The following is a 15,807-nucleotide window of genomic DNA, read 5'->3' as shown; positions in this document are numbered from 1 at the left end:
GGCGACGGAATTTTGGTTCAGGGGAACCGTGTTCGGTGCGGGTGTCGGCCTCTCGGTCGTGCGCGACTGAGCCGGTTATACCCCTCCGTCAGCACTGCGTGCTGCCGCCTCCCCTTGCAGGGGAGGAGCTGCGGAAACCTCGGCCGCGCGCTGCGCCGCCTGTGCCACGCTGAACGTCGAACCCTCGGCCAGCACCCGGCAACCGGCCGCCGCCAGCACATCGCGCACCCGGTCATGCGCGCGGGCGAGGATCACGTGCTTGCCCGCTTTCTCCAGACTTTGCGCGAATTCGGAGACCACTTCGATGGCCGTGCTGTCGAGGTCGTTGCTTTCCTCAAGGCTCAGCACCACCACCCGCGCCGCACTGGCCCGGGCGCGGCGGGCGATGGTGCCCAGCACCGTTTCGGCATTGGCAAAGACCAGTTGCCCATTCGGACGGAAGATGACCGCGCCGGGCACGCGGTGCGCCTCCGGATGGCGGGCTAGATCGACGAACTCGTGCCCGTCGCCAAGCTGGCCCAGTTCGCTGATCGGCGGGTTCGCCAGTTCGTAGAGCAAGTGCATGATCGACAGCAGCACCGCCAGCAGCATGCCGTTGAGCACGCCGAACATCAAAACCCCCAGCACCGCCGCTAGCGCGATCCAGTGGTCGCGGCGGATGCGGAAGAGATGCAGCAACGGCCCGGGCGAGAGCGCATGGGTCAGCGCGACGATGACGATGGCGGCCAGCATCGGCCGGGGGATCCGCGCGATCCAGCCCGAGGCGAACAGCGCCATCGCCAGCAGCGCAAGGCTCGCCGCCGCCGCCGCCCAGCGGCTGGATGCGCCCGCCGCCTCGTTGGCCGACCCCGCCGAGAAGCCCGCGCCCACCGGCATGCCCTGCACCAGCGCCGAAGCGAGGTTGGCCGCCCCCAGAGAGGCGAGTTCGCGGTTGGGCGAAAGCCCGTCGCCATGGCGCAGCGCCAGCGTGCGCATGGTGCCCCAGCTTTCGGCAAACAGGATCAATGCGATCGGTGCGGCCAGCTGGACAAGCCGGGCGAGCGCGGTGGCGGAGAACGGCCAGTCGCTCTGCGGCCAGCCAAGGCCGACAGGCCCGGCCACGGCGATGCCGAAGTGCGGCAGATCCACCGCCGCGCCCAGCACCACGGCGGCGACCAGTACGATCAGCGCGCCCGGGATCTGCGGCACCCGTCGCAGCGCCAGCAGCACCGCCAGCGTCGCCGCGCCGAGCAGGCCGCTCAGCACATGCCATTCCGAAATCCGCGCGGCGAGACCCATCAGCACCGCGAAGATCGTGCCCGAAGGCGCCGAAATACCCACAACCGCAGGCAACTGCCGCACGATGATGGTAATCGCGAGGCCGAAGGCAAACCCGCGCAGCACCGGGCGCGAGACGAAGCTGGCAAGGCTGCCCAGCCGCAGCAGCGACAGCAGCAGGAAGATCAGCCCGGTCATGCCCACCAACACGGTCGCTAGTCCTTCGCGCGCCGGGCCGGTGGCGGAGAGACTGGCCAGCGTAGCGGCAAGGATCGCGGCGGCCGAGGATGTGGGCGACACCACCGCGAAACGGCTGCGCCCCACCGCGACATAAGCGAGCCCCCCGGCAATCGCGGCGGCCAATGCGCGGCCCGGCGCCAATCCGGCGATCTCCGCATAGGCGACGCTTTCCGGCAGGATCAGCCCGGCCATGGCAAGGCCGGTCAATCCATCGCGCCAGACGGGTTTGGTCATCGCGGCTACCGGCCTTTCATCGCTCTCCAAACGATCATCTTAACGCGTTGCGGGCGCGGAATAAATCATGCTTCGGGCAGATGGGGATGGGTCGATTTGTCGAGATGCGGGCGGTGCCCGGTCATCCGCAGGTAGAAGCGCGAGAAATAGGACGGGTCGGAGAACCCCAGTTCGTTGGACACTTGCACCACGCTGGCATTGGCGAAGCACAGCAGCCGCTGGGCTTCCAGCGCAAGGCGGGCGTGAAGCAGGTCCTGCGGCGTGCAGTCCAGCATGGCGCGGGTCAGGCGAGTCAGCGTGCGCGTGGTCATGCCCAGTCGCTCGGCATACCAGCCCAGCGGCAACTGGTCGCGAAAGTGCAGCTCCACCAAATGGCGCAAGTGCGAAATGCGCTGGTCGCCGCCGCCATCGTCCGCCGCCTCTTCCTCGGGCAGCAGCGAGCGCATCAACGCTTCCGCCATCGACAGGAAGAGGGCATTCGGCCGCCGCCAGTCCTGCGGGATGGCGAGCATCTCCGCGCAGAGGAATTCGACGCGCGGCAGTATGTCCACTGGCGTCGGCGCGAAGCGGCCGTGGGTGGAGGCGTGGAGCAGCGGATCGCCCAACCCGCTGCGCCGCTCGGCAAAGGCGCTGCTGAGCATGAGCACATAACCCAAGGTCTCTGGACGGAAACGGAAACCGTGGATGCTGCCGGCCGGCACGACGATGTGGCAGGGCGCCTCCAGAGTCTCGGTCTTGTCGTCGATGGTGAGTGTTACCTGTCCCTTCGATACCAGCATGACCTGCACGCCGCGGACATGGCGGTGCGGCGCAATTTCCCAGTCGTGCAAGGAACTTCGTGCCGCAATCGTCTCGATATGTCCGAATTCCGCGAGGCTTTCGGCGATTTCCTCGCCGTAGAGGACATAGCTGGGAATGGGGCGGGGCGTGGGCAGGGGGGTGGGCATGGTCAGACTCGGGCGTGTCCTGAAAGTACCGGAACAATGGCCGTCTGGTGCATTCCGGCAAGCGCCGCGCGGTGTCAATCCCGTGAACACGCAATGCGGCCGTCCGAAGGGCGGGCCGCACGATCGGGAGATGGAGAATGCGAACTCAAGTCGCCATTGTCGGCGCCGGGCCGGCTGGCCTGTTGCTGGGTCACCTGCTGCGCGCCGAAGGCATCGACTGTGTCGTGGTCGAGCGCCAGACGGGCGAATATGTGCTCTCGCGCATCCGTGCCGGCGTGCTCGAACAGGGCACCGTCGCGCTGATGGAGCGGCTGGGCCTCGATGCGCGGATGAAGGCGGAAGGCCTGCCGCATGACGGCTTCAACCTTGCCGACGGCGAACGCCTGATCCGCATCGACATCAAAGCACTGACCGGCAAACAGGTCATGGTCTATGGCCAGACCGAGCTGACGCGCGACCTGATGGAAGCGACCGAGCAGCGCGGCCTTGAAGTGATCTATCAGGCGGGTGAGGTGGCGCTCCACGACATCGAGAGCGATGCGCCTTACCTGACCTATTCGAAAGACGGCGCCGAACAGCGCATCGACGCGCGCTTCATCGTCGGTTGCGACGGCTTTCATGGCCCGTCGCGTCAGGCGATCCCGGCCAGTGTCGGCCAGACGTTCGAGCGCGTCTATCCGTTCGGCTGGCTCGGCATTTTGGCCGATGTGCCGCCGTGCAATCACGAACTGATTTACGCGCACCACGAACGCGGCTTCGCGCTTGCCTCGCAGCGCAGCCACACGCGCAGCCGCTATTACATCGACGTTCCGCTGACCGAGAAGCTGGAAGACTGGAGCGACGAGCGCATCTGGAACGAACTGGCGATCCGCCTCGGCCCCGATGCCGCCGCGCATATCACGCGCGGGCCCTCCATCGAGAAGTCGATCGCGCCGCTGCGCTCCTTCGTGTTCGAGCCGATGCGCCACGGCAGCCTGCTGCTCTGCGGCGATGCCGCGCACATCGTGCCGCCGACCGGCGCCAAGGGCCTGAACCTTGCCGCCAGCGACGTCTATTATGCCTGCGAGGCGCTGACCGGGTTCTTCCGGAAGGCCGATAATGACGCCGTGGTCGGCTATTCGGCCAAGGCGCTGCGCCGGGTTTGGGCTTCGGAGCGGTTCAGCTGGTCGCTGACCAAGCTGATGCACCGTTTCCCCGAGGACGGTCCGTTCGAGCGCCGCATGCAGCTGGCGGAGCTGGACTACATTGCGTCGAGCGAACATGCGCGGCGGGTGATTGCCGAGAATTATGTGGGGTTGCCGGTTTAAACTGGGCGGTCTTTGATCGCTGATGTTGAGACCTGATGGTCACCCATAACACTCGTCGCCCCCGCGCAGGCGGGGGCCCCGCTTTTCTTGGCGAGGTAGCGCGAAGGAAGCGGGATCCGCCAAGTTCACAAACGAAGTGCAACACCAGGTTATGGTGTTGTCATGGGAAGAGCTTACGAACAGCTTGATCTGGAAGAGCGGTGTACGATTGCCCGTCTTCATGAAGACGGGCAATCGCTGCGCCAGATCGCGGCAGCTCTGGATCGCTCGGCATCGACGATCTTTCGGGAGCTGAAGCGCAACAGCGGCAGCACGGTGGGCTATCGGCCCTGTTGCGCGGCGATCTGGACGAGAAAGCGCGACAATCAAGATGAGAATCCGGTGTGTCGGGATCGGCGTAGGGCGTAGCCCGTAGCCGGTCCCGACACACCGGAGGCACTCTTTGCCGGGTGCCTGTGATGGTCGTGGTGGCCGCTATGCATCGGGTTTTCCGGGGAGGAGGACCTGACGTGTGGCCGGCCGACACATCAACGATCATCAAGTGAGACTTTTCATGACCAACAGACGTTATGACCCCGTCGCCTTGGCGGCGGCGAAGGCCGGGTTCAGTCCGGCGACGGGCTATCGGGTTCTGCAGGCCACCCAGCTGCCATCGCAGCGGCAAACACCGCGCAGCCGGCGCCGACCCGATCCCCTTGCCGGTATTTTCGATGAAGTTGTCGTGCCGATGTTAGAGGCTGCCCCGGGCCTTCGGCCCATAGCGATCTTCGAGGAGCTGCGGCGCCGATATCCCGAGACGGAGTTCGGCTCCCGGCGAACCCTGGAGAGGCGCATTCGCGACTGGCGCGCCGTCAACGGGCAAGATCGCGAAGTCATTTTCCGGCAAGTGCACGAGGCCGGGCGGCTCGGCCTGTCCGATTTTACGTGCATGGACGATCTGGGAGTTTCCATCGCCGGACAGCCCCTGGACCATCTGCTCTATCACTTCCGGCTTCCATGTGGCGGCTTCGAACACGGGCACATCATCCTGGGCGGCGAGAGCTTTGTCGCCTTGGCCGAAGGGCTGCAGAACGCGCTCTGGTCCGCAGGCGGCGCGCCGAAGCTTCATCGTACCGACAGCCTCTCGGCCGCCTTCCGCAATCTGGACGCGGATGCCAGGGTCGACCTGACCAAGCGTTATGACGCGCTCTGTGACCATTATGGAATGGAGCCCACGAGGAACAACCGGGGCGTTGCCCATGAGAACGGCGCGATCGAAAGTGCCCATGGCCATATCAAGGCTGCCATTAGGGATGCGCTGCTGCTGCGCGGGAGCGCCGACTTCTCCGACCTTGCCGACTATCGCCGCTTCATCGACGAGGTCGTGAATGCGCGCAACCGGCGGCACGGCCCCGGGATCGATGCCGAACGCAAGTTCCTGCAGCCGCTGCCGGACGTGCGCACCACCGACTACGAGGAGATCCTCGTGACGGTCACATCCTCGGGCGGCTTCACGTTGCGCAAGGTGTTCTACACGGTCCCATCCCGCCTGATCGGGCACCGTTTGCGGGCTCGCCTTTATGATGACCGCCTCGACCTCTTCATCGGCGGCACGAGACTCATGACCCTGCCGCGCGGACGCGCAGGCATGAACGGGAAGCACGGCCACGTTGTTGATTACCGGCACGTGATCCATTCCCTGCGCCGTAAGCCCATGGCACTGTTAGGGCTGGTCTATCGCGATAGCCTGTTCCCGCGAGAGGCCTATCGCCTGATGTTCGACCACCTGCTGGAATTTCAGGGCGAGCGGGAAGCCTGCCGCACCACCGTCGAACTTCTGGCCATGGCTCACGAGCGTGCATGCGAGGCCGAACTCGCGGGGCTCCTGACCGAGGACCTGGCGGCGCGCCGAACGCCGTGCCTGACAACCTTGCGGGCCCGGTTCTGTCCGGACCCTGCCGATCTGCCCGAAGTCGTGGTCGAACTGGTGCCGCTCTCGATCTACGACGGACTTATCGAACAGGGAGAAGCCGCATGAACGCAACTCCCATGATTGATGCACAGCGTCTCAGCCTCATGCTCAACGAACTGCGCTTGCCCACCATCAAGCACATCTGGGGGGACTTCGCCGCCCAGGCAGACAAGGAAGGATGGCCCGCCAGCAGATTCCTCGCCGCGCTGGCCGAGCACGAACTTGCCGAACGCGATCGGCGTCGGATCGAACGCCACCTGGCAGAGGCACATCTACCCGCAGGCAAGACCCTCGACTGCTTCGCCTTCGATGCCGTGCCGATGATCTCCAAGGCCCAGGTCATGGCCCTGTGCGCTGGCGATGGTTGGCTCGAGCAAGGTGCCAACCTCATCCTGTTCGGTCCGCCCGGCGGCGGCAAAACCCACCTCGCCGCAGCTATCGGCCTGGCGTTGGTAGAGCGGGGCTGGAGGGTTTTGTTCACCCGGACCTCCGACCTCGTGCAACGCCTGCAGGTCGCGCGGCGCGAACTCGCGCTCGAATCCGCGATGGCCAAGCTCGACAAATACCACCTGCTGGTTCTCGACGACTTCGCCTACATCTCGCGCGACCAAGCCGAGACATCGGTGCTCTTCGAGTTGATCAGCGCGCGCTACGAGCGACGGTCGTTGCTGATCACCGCCAACCAGCCCTTCGGCGAGTGGAACAGGGTCTTCCCCGATCCCGCGATGACGCTCGCCGCTGTCGACAGGCTCGTCCACCACGCCACCATCTTCGAGATGAACGTCGAAAGTTACCGGCGGCGCACCGCTCAGGCCAGACGCACCGGTGCCGGGCGGCCCGCCGCATACACCACGCCAAAGGTTCTCGAGACCATCCGCGACAATCAGGATGAGAACGACGAACTTGCCAGCGACAATCTAAACGGGCACTGATCGACGCGCTGCGACAATCACATTCTCATCCTGATTGACGCGCAATCATCATCCAGTTTGTCGCGCTACAATCGGCCCGGCTATGCGCAAGAGCAGGCGCGCGCCCGGCGCTGGTCGGGCATGCGCCTCGAACGCGATCAGGCCTTGCGCGAGGGCGTGCTGGGCCGCCTCGCGGCCGGCTGGTCACCCGAGCAGATCGCCGGCCGCATGGCCCGCGAGGCCGGCGTGCGTATCATCAGTCACGAGAGCATCTATCGCTTCATCCATGCCCAGATCAGGCGGACGAACGATCGATCATGGCGCCATTATCTGCCCCGCGCCAAGGCCCGCCGCGGATGGCGCCGCAAGCCCGGCGGATCCTCGGTCCGCTTCATCGCCAAGCGCCAACCCATCGCCATGCGCCCGGGCGAGGCCGCGGATCGGTCCCGGCCCGGCCACTGGGAGGCCGACTTCATGCTCTTCGCCCGATACGGCCAGGCCATCCTCGTCGCCCATGAACGCTCCTCGCGCTACACCCTGATCTGCCATCCGCCCGACCGAAAGGCCCGGCGCACCGCCGACCTGCTCGCCGCCATGCTGCGGCCCTGGCCCGCCGCCTTGCGCCAAACCCTGACCCTCGACAACGGCACCGAGTTTGCACAGCACCACAGGTTGCACCGTCTCGGCATCGATACGTTCTTCTGCGACCCCCACGCCCCATGGCAAAAGGGCGGCGTCGAAAACGCCATCGGCCGCCTCAGACGCGACCTGCCGCGCAAGACCAACATCGAGGATCTCTCGCCTGCCCACTTTGAGGACATCATCCAACGCTACAACAATACACCGCGAAAATGCCTCGACTTCAAAACACCCGCCGAGGCATGCTCTCTTCAACCGTTGCACTTCGAATGTGAATCCACATCCCCGCCTGCGCGGGGGCGACGGGAAGGGGGATGCGGTACGGACGTGGCCTGTAGGCTATTCCCTCATCCTTACCCTCACCTTCGTCATTGCGAGCGTAGCGAAGCAATCCAGGGCAGTTTTGCGCCGCTCTGGATTGCTTCGCTACGCTCGCAATGACGAAGGATCTTTGAGTAATTTAGCCCTCTGAGGGGCGCAATGAAGCCCCCGACGTTCAGCTCTGCGCTTCAGGCGTCTCCACCACCAGTCCCTCAAGCGCCTGCGTCACCGTAAGCTGGCACGAAAGCCGTACCCTCGGATGCTCATCGCCCGAAGTCTCGATCACGGGGCCTTCGTATTCGCCTGGCCCGCCGAGCCGCTCATACCATTCGGGCGTCAGGTGCACCCGACAGGTGCCGCAATAGCAGTTCCCCCCGCACACCGCCTCGATGGCGTCGATCCCGCCGGCGACAGCGTTTTCCATCAGCGAGATCCCCTCGCTCGCCTCGATTTCGCGCACGATTCCGCCCGCGTCGATAAAGGTCACGCGTACCATGAGGGTCAGGCCGGATCGCAGGCGACAAGCGCCCCGCGCAGTTCGTAGCCCTGGATCATGCTGTTCCAGATGATCTTCGGCTCGGAAACGAGGCGGATGCCGGGCAGGCGCAGCATGCGGTCGAGGAAGATGCGCGTCTCGTGCAGCGCCACTTGTGCGCCGGGGCAGCGGTGGGGGCCGTCGCCGAAGCTCATGTAGGGTCCGGCCACTTTCATCCGCTTGGCCCGGTCGGGGTCGAGTTCGAAGGGGCAGGGGCCGGTGATCGCCTCGTCCACATTGGCCTCGCGGATCGAGACGCAGAGCACTTCGCCTTCCTCCATCACGCCGGGCTGCGGTTCCACCGCGCGGCGGTGGAGCATCGAGGCGACGGGTTCCAGCCGCAGGATCTCTTCCAGAATGGCGGACTGGTCGGCCTCGCCGCCGGTCAGGTAGCGGGTGCGCAAGTCCAGATTGTCGAACAGGTGCCACGCGGCCATGACGATGAATTCGCGCGTGGTCATCATTCCGGCGCCGCCGTAGCTCAGGCACTCCATGATCATGCCCTTGCGCGAGTAATTCTCGCCGACCATGAACGAGATCACGTCGTCGCGCGGTTCCTTGCGGCGCGCGGCGATCGCGGGGACCAGGTCCTTGCGATAGAACCGGCCGACGCGCAGCAGCATCTTCGCGGCGAAGATCATGTTGCCGATGCGGCCCGGCTTTCGGTCCAGCGAACTGTCGAGCACGGACTTGATGCGTCTGGCGAGGTTGCGGTTGCTGTCGCTGTTCGTCAGGCCGACGATCTCGGCGGTAACATCCACCGCCATCTGGAAGCTCAGTTCGTCCAGCGGCAGCGGCTTGCCTTCCTGCAGCCGCGCGACGAGTTCATCCATCGTCCGGTGCATGACCGCGTGGTGGCGGGTGACGATGGTCTTGGGCGCGAACAGCCCGGCCACGGCGGCGCGGCGCTTGCGGTGGAGATCGCCGTCGAGAAAGAAGAACGAGACCTCGTCCGGCCGCGAAAGATCGGTATCGTCGGCATGGGCGCCGGCTTGCCGGACCTTGGCCGACCGCAGGACCTCGCGGCCGATGGCAAAGTCGCCGACAACGCGCGATCCGGGCTGCGGCGTGATGTTCGCCTCGGCGAGACGGGCGCTCTTGCGGTCGTCGCGTCCCAATTTCTGACCATGCCCATACGGACATTTTGCGGGTTCGGCGTTCATGGCCGTGCTCCTTCCGACAACCCTGCTTCTCCCCATGCGTTCGGCTCTGGTGCGACCGACCAATTTCGAGGATATGATACGCAATGGATCAAAACATGGCCAGCGGCAATTTGGCGGCCGAGGGCCTCTCCCATGTCCGGCCCGGCGGTCCGTTTTTGTCCCCGGCTGCAAGAACTTGGGGCCTTCGCATGCGCAGCGTGATTGCCTCGCGGCGCTTTGCTGCTATCGCTGCCCGCGTGCGAATATTTGGAGCATGGAACCGCGCCGGAGCGCCGATGGTCATGGCGATCGCCTGTGCGCTCGCGGCGGGTGGACTTTCGGGATGCGCCGGGCAGTCTGGCCCCGCCGCCCAAGTGCCGAAAGCGCCCGAGCCCACGGTGGAGGCGCCAACCGATGGCGATTGGTGGAAGACGGCGAGCGATCCGCTGCTGGCAGACCTGATCGCGCGCGGAATCGCCGCCGATACCGACCTTGCCTGCCGCGCTGCCCGTCTTGACGCGCAGAACGAGGAGGATGCGGCGGCGGCCCGGCGGCTTACCGGAAAGGTGCGCAAGCTGGTTGGCGGGGAGCAGGACCTTGTGCGCGATGCCACGCGCCGCGCCGATGCCTATGCCTATGCGCAGGCCCGCGCCGAACGCGCGGCGGCAGTGGCGCTGGCTTATGTTGAGGTGCGGCGGCTCCAGAAAGTGCTGGTCCTGCGCACCGAGCGGCTCGACCAGTTCCGGGATAATGCGGCGATTGCCGAATTCCGCCGACAGGCCGGGCTCGTCACCGGGATCGACGGCGGTATCGGCAGCAGCATGGCCGGCGTTGCCGATGCCGATCTTTCCGCGACGCGCGCCCGTTTCGATGCGGCGCGGGCGAATCTGGCGCGGATGACCGGCATGGAGGATGCGGCGCTGCTCGCCGCGCTGGGTGAGGCTGGCGATGTACCCGATCTTGGCCGCGATCCTCCGGGCGTCGCCGATGAGGGGCCGCTCCACCGCGCCGACTTGCAGGCGCGGCGCTATCGGCTGCTGGCCAGTATCGAGCGCGAGAAGATGAGCCAGGCCGATATCGACGCCGCCGAGGCCCATCGCGGCGATCCCGGCACGCCGCCGCTGCTGCGCGACGGTCTCGCGGAGATGGACAAGGCGGAACTCGCTGCCCGGGCCGAGATCGCGGCGACACGCCAGTCGCTCGTCACGCTCGACACCCGCGAGGCCGCGCTGGCGCAGAGCAGTGAGCGCGCGCGCCGTGCGGTGCAGGATGCGCGCAGCGCTTATCGCGCCGGGATGGGCGATTTCGCGACGCTCTATGTGGCCGAAGCCTCCGCGCTGTCGGTCGAGGAAGCGCGCCTTGGCATTCGCGCCGAGCGGGCCTCGGCAATGATCCGCCTGCATCTCCAGCGCGGCGACGGGTGGTCGGCCACCGACCTGACCCCGCCGCCGGGAGGCGCCGGTTGTGACTGAGCCCGAAGAGGTTTCGCTCGACCACTTTCTGGGCGGGGGCACTCGTCGCGGCCGCACGCACCTGCTGCGCATCGCCCTGCTGGCGGCGGCGGTGGTGGCGCTTGTGTTGCTGGTCGTGCGCTTTCTGGGCGGCACCGATTCGCCCTTCTACACCGCGCTGGTCGAACAGGGGAGCATCACGCCGCTCCTCTCCGAACGCGGCACTGTGCACGGCAGCGGCGAGGTCGCACTGGCCGCCGCGCTCGACGGCACCGTGACGGCAGAGGGCGTTCCGGCCGGCGGCAAAGTGGAAAAGGGGCAGATCCTGGCCACCATCGATGCCGAGCCGCTGCGCAGCACGCTCGCGGCCGATCGCGCGCTGGTGGCCGCTGCCGAGGCCGATCTTGAAGCCGCGCGCGGCGCGCGCGACGAGGCGACGTCCAAGCTGGCGCGCTTCGAAGATGTCTGGCGCCGCTCCGGCCACCGCGTGCCCGCGATCAACGAACTGGAAGCCGCCCGGACCGCCGCCGAGCGAGCCGCGCGCGAAGTTTCCGCCGCCGAAGCGCGGGTTTCGGCGGCCCGCAACAGCCTCAAGGCTGATAGCGAGACGTTGGCCGCCGCCGTCGTACGGGCGCCTTTCGCGGGCTATGTGGTGGAGCGCAATATCCGCACCGGCCAGCGCGTGCGGGTGGGCATGAAGCTGTTCACGCTGGCGGCAAGCGACGAGACGCTGGAGATCGAGATCCCGCTCGCCCGCGCCGGCAGTGCCGGCCTGGATGCCGGCACGGTGGCGCAAGTGCGGATCGATGCCATGCCCGATGACGTGCAGCAGGCGACGCTGGCACGGGTGCTGGCCGACAGCGCCGATGCACCGGGATCGCGCCGCGCGGTGTTCACGCTGGAAAAGCCGACCGAAGCGATCCGCCCCGGCATGGCAGCGACCGTGGAAGTGGCTCTGCCCGAACGGAAAAACGTGCTGCTGGTGCCCGATGCGGCGCTGACTTTCGAGCCCGGGAGCACCGGCGGCGCCCATGTGGATGGCAACTCGACTGGTCGCAACCAGCCGCGCATCTATCTCGTCTCGGGCGACGGGGAGCCGCGCCGCGTCTATGTGTCGGCCGGAGCGGGCGACGGCAAGCGTACCGAAGTCTTCGCCAACGACCTCAAGCCCGGCGCCGAAGTGATCGTGGGATGGCGCAATCCGCCCGAAAAGCATTAGCGCAAGAAGCGATAGTACACGGCTGGGCGAATCATCGAACGCGATCAACTTGTGTCGGTCACGATCTATTCATTTGCGATTGAATAATGCCGTCTCCAAGCTGTCAGTGCGCCGCTTTAGTGGAATTCGCCTGACCCGGATTCGGCTGGTAGAAGGACCCTTACGACGCACCGCAACGAAACTTTGCGTTCGTCTGTGCGTATGAAACCTATGACCCAAGGCAACATGAGGGATGCGGGCCGAAAAACGGCTCCCAAGGCCGCAACCGGCCTCGTCGCACTGACAACGCTGGCCCGGCGCGATTTCGCAGCCATGCTCGCCTCGATGGCCGGGCTGCTGGCGGTTCCGCGTCTCGCGCAGGCGGCTGTCGCCACGGCCGGGCAAGGCAATTTCGGGCCCGCGCAGCCGTTTTCGTGGGACAACCTTGTCAGCACTGCGCAGGCCGCCGCCGCGCGTCCCTGGGCCGCGCCCGCGCCTTCGGCCCATGCCGTTACCGATTTCGATACGGCGGTGAAGCTGACATATGGCAATGCGCAGGCACTGGCAGGCGATGTTCGGCTGTTCCCGACCAGCCGGGGTGTCGCCCCGCAGGCAGTGACGATCCACCTCGTGGAAAACGGCACTTCGCGCCAGCTTGTCGACACGCGCGGCTTCTTCGTGGGCGCCACGCGCGCCGATCCCGCCGGTTTCCGCGTCATGACCGCTGACCAGCACTCGGACTGGTTGGCCTTTCTGGGCGCGTCCTACTTCCGCGCCTCGGGCTCACGCGATCAGTACGGCCTCTCCGCACGCGGCGTCGCGATCGATACCGCCATGCCCAAGGCTGAGGAATTCCCCGCCTTCACCGAGTTCTGGATCGAGAACCTCGGGCCGAACCGCGTGCGCATCCATGCCGCGCTCGACGGGCCGAGCGTCACCGGCGCCTATGCCTTTGACTGCACGCACGGCCAGCAGGGCGTCACGCAGGACGTGCGCGCCAGCCTGTTCCTGCGCCGCGATGTCGAGCGGCTGGGCCTCGCGCCGATCACCAGCATGTTCTGGTACGACCAGTCGGACCCCTCCAAACGTGGCGACTGGCGCCCGGAAATCCACGATTCCGACGGTCTTGCCGTTCTTTCCGGCAATGGCGAAAGGGTCTGGGTGCCGCTCAGCAATCCGCGCCTCACCCGCACCAATGCGATGCGCGCGGATCACCTCAAGGGTTTCGGCCTGCTCCAGCGCGACCAGCGTTTCGACCACTATCAGGACGACGGCGCGTTCTACGACCGGCGGCCCTCGCTGTGGATCGAGCCGCAGGGCGATTGGGGCAAGGGCTCGGTCATGCTCTACCAGATGACCACCGATACCGAAACGACCGACAATGTCGCCGCTTTCTGGCTCTCCGACGAACCGGCGAAGGCGGGGCAGCGGCGCGATCTGGCCTATCGGCTCAACTGGACATCGCAGGATCCGACTGCGACCGCCACCGCGCGCTGCGTGGATAGCTGGCAGGGCGCGGCGGGCAAGCCGGGCGACGCGCCGGTTGCCAAGGACGGGCGCAAGTTCGTGTTCGATTTCGAAGGCCCGGCGCTTAAGGGGCTGACCCGCGACAGCGGTGTTCAGGCCGTGACCGGCCTTCCGGCCAGCGCGGTGATCGCATCCGCCGCCTATCCGGTAGTGGGCGAGGAAACGCGCTGGCGGGTTACGCTGGACGTTCGGCCTTCGGCGATGCCGTCGCCGGAACTACGGGTCTATCTTGCGCGCGCCGGACAGGCGCTTAGCGAAACAGTTATTCAAGGCGTTCAGGCATGAAGGCGGGCATAAACCGCGCACTCCCTCCGCTTCCGGCGGAGGCCCCGCTGGCGATGCCGGTGCAGGACCTTTACGGCATCGCGCCGGGCTCCATCGCCGTGCGGACCAGCCCGCACGGCATGCAGGTGAAGCGCCTGCTGCTGCTGGTGGTGACCGCCGTGATCGCGCTCGCCGCGTCCAGCGAAGTGCGCTTTGCCTTCTCGCGCGATGGGCTCGACGCGGTCGAGATCGTGCTGCTGCTGTTCTTCGTGCCGCTGTTCACGTGGATCTCGTTCGGCTTCGTGACATCGGCCATCGGCTTCCTCCAGCTCATCACCGGCAAGCATCCCGGCTTCACCGCCGTCCCGAGCCCGGCCTCGTCGCTGCGCCACCGCACCGCCGTGCTGATGCCGGTCTACAACGAGAGCGTGGAGGCGACTTTCGGCCGAGTGCGCGCGATGGCGAACTCGATTGCGGCGTCGGGCGGCGCCGAGTGGATCGATTTCTTCGTGCTCAGCGATTCCAATGCCTTCCACGGAAAGCGCGAGGAAGCGGCCTGGCGCGAAGTCGCCGCAGAGGCGCCCATCGCCGTCTACTACCGCCGCCGCGAGAAGAACCTCGCGCGCAAACCGGGCAATGTCGCCGAATGGGTACAGCGCTTCGGCGGGGCCTATGAAAACATGCTGATCCTTGACGCGGATTCGCTGATGAGCGGCGATGCCATCATCGGCATGGTCGCGATCATGGAAGAGCGCCCGTCGATCGGCCTGCTTCAGACCGTGCCGATGATCGTCGGCGCGCAGACGCTGTTCCAGCGCTGGATGCGCTTTGCCAGCGAGGCCTATGGGCCGATTGCCTCGGCCGGATTGCTCTGGTGGTCGGGCGCGGAGGCGAATTTCTGGGGCCACAACGCCATCGTGCGCACGCGCGCTTTCGCCGAATCCTGCGGCCTTCCCGAACTGCCGGGCAAGCCGCCGTTCGGCGGCCACATCCTCAGCCACGACATGTTCGAATCCGCGCTGCTGCGCCGCCGGGGCTGGGCCGTGCACATGGTCATGATCGACGGCAGCTACGAGGAATTCCCGCCCACCATCGTCGATCACGCGATCCGCGACCGGCGCTGGATGCAGGGCAATCTCCAGCATCTGCGCCTGCTTGACGCCTCGGGCCTGCACTGGGCGAGCCGCCTGCATTTGCTGATCGGTGCCTCGGCCTATCTCACCTCGCCCGGCTGGTTGCTGCTGCTGATCACCGCGATCGCGCAGGCGGCGATGGTGCAGGGCGGACAGACCCTTGCCGGAGGCACTCCGCCAAGCGTGCTGTGGCTGACCGTGCTGCTGCTGTTCGGCCCCAAGGCAATGGGAACGCTGTGGGTTGCCGCCAATCCCGGCCGCCGCCAGCGCTTCGGCGGCTGGAGCGGCATCCTGCGCTCGGTGGCGCTGGAAGTCCCGCTGGCGATCCTGCTGGCGCCGGTAACGATGGTAATGCAGGTGAAGGCTCTGTGCGGGCTGGCGCTCGGCATTCCGGCCCACTGGAACACGCAGGAACGCGACGCCCGCCGCATCGGCGTGCGCGAGGTGCTGCCCGACCTCAAGGAACACATCGCGCTGGGCCTCACCTTCGCGGCGACGGCGTTCATCAATCCGGTGACGGCGCTGTGGCTTTCGCCGCTGACGCTGGGCCTGCTTGCCTCGCCCTGGCTGATCAGCCTGACCTCGCGCGCGAGCCTCGGCGCGCGGGCGGAAGCAGGCGGCTTCTTCACCGTACCGGCGCCCACCATCGTCGATCCGGTGGCACCCGACATGCACGACGATGCCGAAGAGGAAGAGGCGCCGCTGGCGATCGGGTGAGGGAGATCATCCGACGCGTGATCGGTTCGATTA

11 protein-coding genes and 2 pseudogenes are annotated in these 15,807 nt (G+C 66.5%); 9 read left to right on the top strand and 4 right to left on the bottom strand.

The features are described from left to right. Positions 1-75 precede the first annotated feature (75 nt). Together AC1VVM_RS00205 and AC1VVM_RS00200 are read right to left on the bottom strand one after the other, a co-directional pair. Complete coding sequence (locus AC1VVM_RS00205; RefSeq protein WP_482955556.1) at positions 76-1,731, bottom strand: SulP family inorganic anion transporter; 1,656 nt, start codon at positions 1,729-1,731, stop codon at positions 76-78. Between the two features lie 65 nt (positions 1,732-1,796). Then, a complete protein-coding gene (locus AC1VVM_RS00200) occupies positions 1,797-2,678 on the bottom strand; it encodes a helix-turn-helix domain-containing protein (RefSeq protein WP_482955555.1) in 882 nt (293 codons plus the stop codon). 137 nt (positions 2,679-2,815) lie between these two features. Between AC1VVM_RS00200 and pobA the strand changes: the two genes are divergently transcribed. From pobA to AC1VVM_RS00175, 5 genes and pseudogenes are all read left to right on the top strand, one after another. Continuing rightward, positions 2,816-3,985: a 4-hydroxybenzoate 3-monooxygenase gene (pobA, locus tag AC1VVM_RS00195; RefSeq protein ID WP_482904774.1), complete on the top strand. Its 1,170-nt coding sequence runs from the start codon at positions 2,816-2,818 to the stop codon at positions 3,983-3,985. 162 nt (positions 3,986-4,147) lie between these two features. After that, positions 4,148-4,345, top strand: a pseudogene (locus AC1VVM_RS00190) (helix-turn-helix domain-containing protein); the annotation flags it as partial. A gap of 151 nt (positions 4,346-4,496) precedes the next feature. Next, positions 4,497-6,002, top strand: a complete 1,506-nt coding sequence (gene istA, locus AC1VVM_RS00185; protein ID WP_482955271.1) for an IS21 family transposase — start codon at positions 4,497-4,499, stop codon at positions 6,000-6,002. Next, a complete protein-coding gene (istB, locus tag AC1VVM_RS00180) occupies positions 5,999-6,868 on the top strand; it encodes an IS21-like element helper ATPase IstB (RefSeq protein ID WP_482955270.1) in 870 nt (289 codons plus the stop codon). Before istA ends, istB begins: the two co-directional genes overlap by 4 nt. 72 nt (positions 6,869-6,940) lie before the next feature. After that, a pseudogene (locus tag AC1VVM_RS00175) lies at positions 6,941-7,771 on the top strand (IS30 family transposase); the annotation flags it as partial. A gap of 211 nt (positions 7,772-7,982) precedes the next feature. Here the strand turns inward: AC1VVM_RS00175 and AC1VVM_RS00170 are convergent. Then, a complete protein-coding gene (locus AC1VVM_RS00170; protein ID WP_482904773.1) occupies positions 7,983-8,303 on the bottom strand; it encodes a 2Fe-2S iron-sulfur cluster-binding protein in 321 nt (106 codons plus the stop codon). 5 nt (positions 8,304-8,308) lie between these two features. Beyond that, a complete protein-coding gene (locus tag AC1VVM_RS00165; protein ID WP_482904772.1) occupies positions 8,309-9,505 on the bottom strand; it encodes a cytochrome P450 in 1,197 nt (398 codons plus the stop codon). A gap of 188 nt (positions 9,506-9,693) precedes the next feature. Here AC1VVM_RS00165 and AC1VVM_RS00160 point away from each other — a divergent pair, with 188 nt between their 5' ends. The 4 genes from AC1VVM_RS00160 (at position 9,694) to mdoH (ending at position 15,774) form a co-directional block, all read left to right on the top strand. Next, positions 9,694-10,956 carry a TolC family protein gene (locus AC1VVM_RS00160; RefSeq protein ID WP_132386989.1) on the top strand — a complete coding sequence of 421 codons (1,263 nt, stop codon included), beginning with the start codon at positions 9,694-9,696 and terminating at the stop codon, positions 10,954-10,956. Next, positions 10,949-12,154, top strand: coding sequence for an efflux RND transporter periplasmic adaptor subunit (locus AC1VVM_RS00155; RefSeq protein WP_482904771.1), 1,206 nt, complete (start codon positions 10,949-10,951; stop codon positions 12,152-12,154). Before AC1VVM_RS00160 ends, AC1VVM_RS00155 begins: the two co-directional genes overlap by 8 nt. Positions 12,155-12,364: 210 nt before the next feature. Continuing rightward, positions 12,365-13,945 carry an OpgD/OpgG family glucan biosynthesis protein gene (locus AC1VVM_RS00150; RefSeq protein WP_482955554.1) on the top strand — a complete coding sequence of 527 codons (1,581 nt, stop codon included), beginning with the start codon at positions 12,365-12,367 and terminating at the stop codon, positions 13,943-13,945. Then, complete coding sequence (gene mdoH / locus AC1VVM_RS00145) at positions 13,942-15,774, top strand: glucans biosynthesis glucosyltransferase MdoH (RefSeq protein WP_482904769.1); 1,833 nt, start codon at positions 13,942-13,944, stop codon at positions 15,772-15,774. The genes AC1VVM_RS00150 and mdoH overlap by 4 nt, the downstream gene beginning before the upstream one ends. Positions 15,775-15,807: the final 33 nt, after the last annotated feature.

It is taken from the genome of Novosphingobium sp. BL-S-33, assembly GCF_056857025.1.
This window is presented reverse-complemented; position numbering and strand designations above follow the sequence as displayed.

Bases quoted from the DNA above. Each gene is read 5' to 3' on its own strand.
- AC1VVM_RS00205 (WP_482955556.1), bottom strand. From the start codon at position 1,731: ATGACCAAACCCGTCTGGCGCGATGGATTGACCGGCCTTGCCATGGCC.
- AC1VVM_RS00200 (WP_482955555.1), bottom strand. From the start codon at position 2,678: ATGCCCACCCCCCTGCCCACGCCCCGCCCCATTCCCAGCTATGTCCTC.
- pobA (WP_482904774.1), top strand. From the start codon at position 2,816: ATGCGAACTCAAGTCGCCATTGTCGGCGCCGGGCCGGCTGGCCTGTTG.
- istB (WP_482955270.1), top strand. From the start codon at position 5,999: ATGAACGCAACTCCCATGATTGATGCACAGCGTCTCAGCCTCATGCTC.
- AC1VVM_RS00170 (WP_482904773.1), bottom strand. From the start codon at position 8,303: ATGGTACGCGTGACCTTTATCGACGCGGGCGGAATCGTGCGCGAAATC.
- AC1VVM_RS00165 (WP_482904772.1), bottom strand. From the start codon at position 9,505: ATGAACGCCGAACCCGCAAAATGTCCGTATGGGCATGGTCAGAAATTG.
- AC1VVM_RS00160 (WP_132386989.1), top strand. From the start codon at position 9,694: ATGCGCAGCGTGATTGCCTCGCGGCGCTTTGCTGCTATCGCTGCCCGC.
- AC1VVM_RS00150 (WP_482955554.1), top strand. From the start codon at position 12,365: ATGACCCAAGGCAACATGAGGGATGCGGGCCGAAAAACGGCTCCCAAG.
- mdoH (WP_482904769.1), top strand. From the start codon at position 13,942: ATGAAGGCGGGCATAAACCGCGCACTCCCTCCGCTTCCGGCGGAGGCC.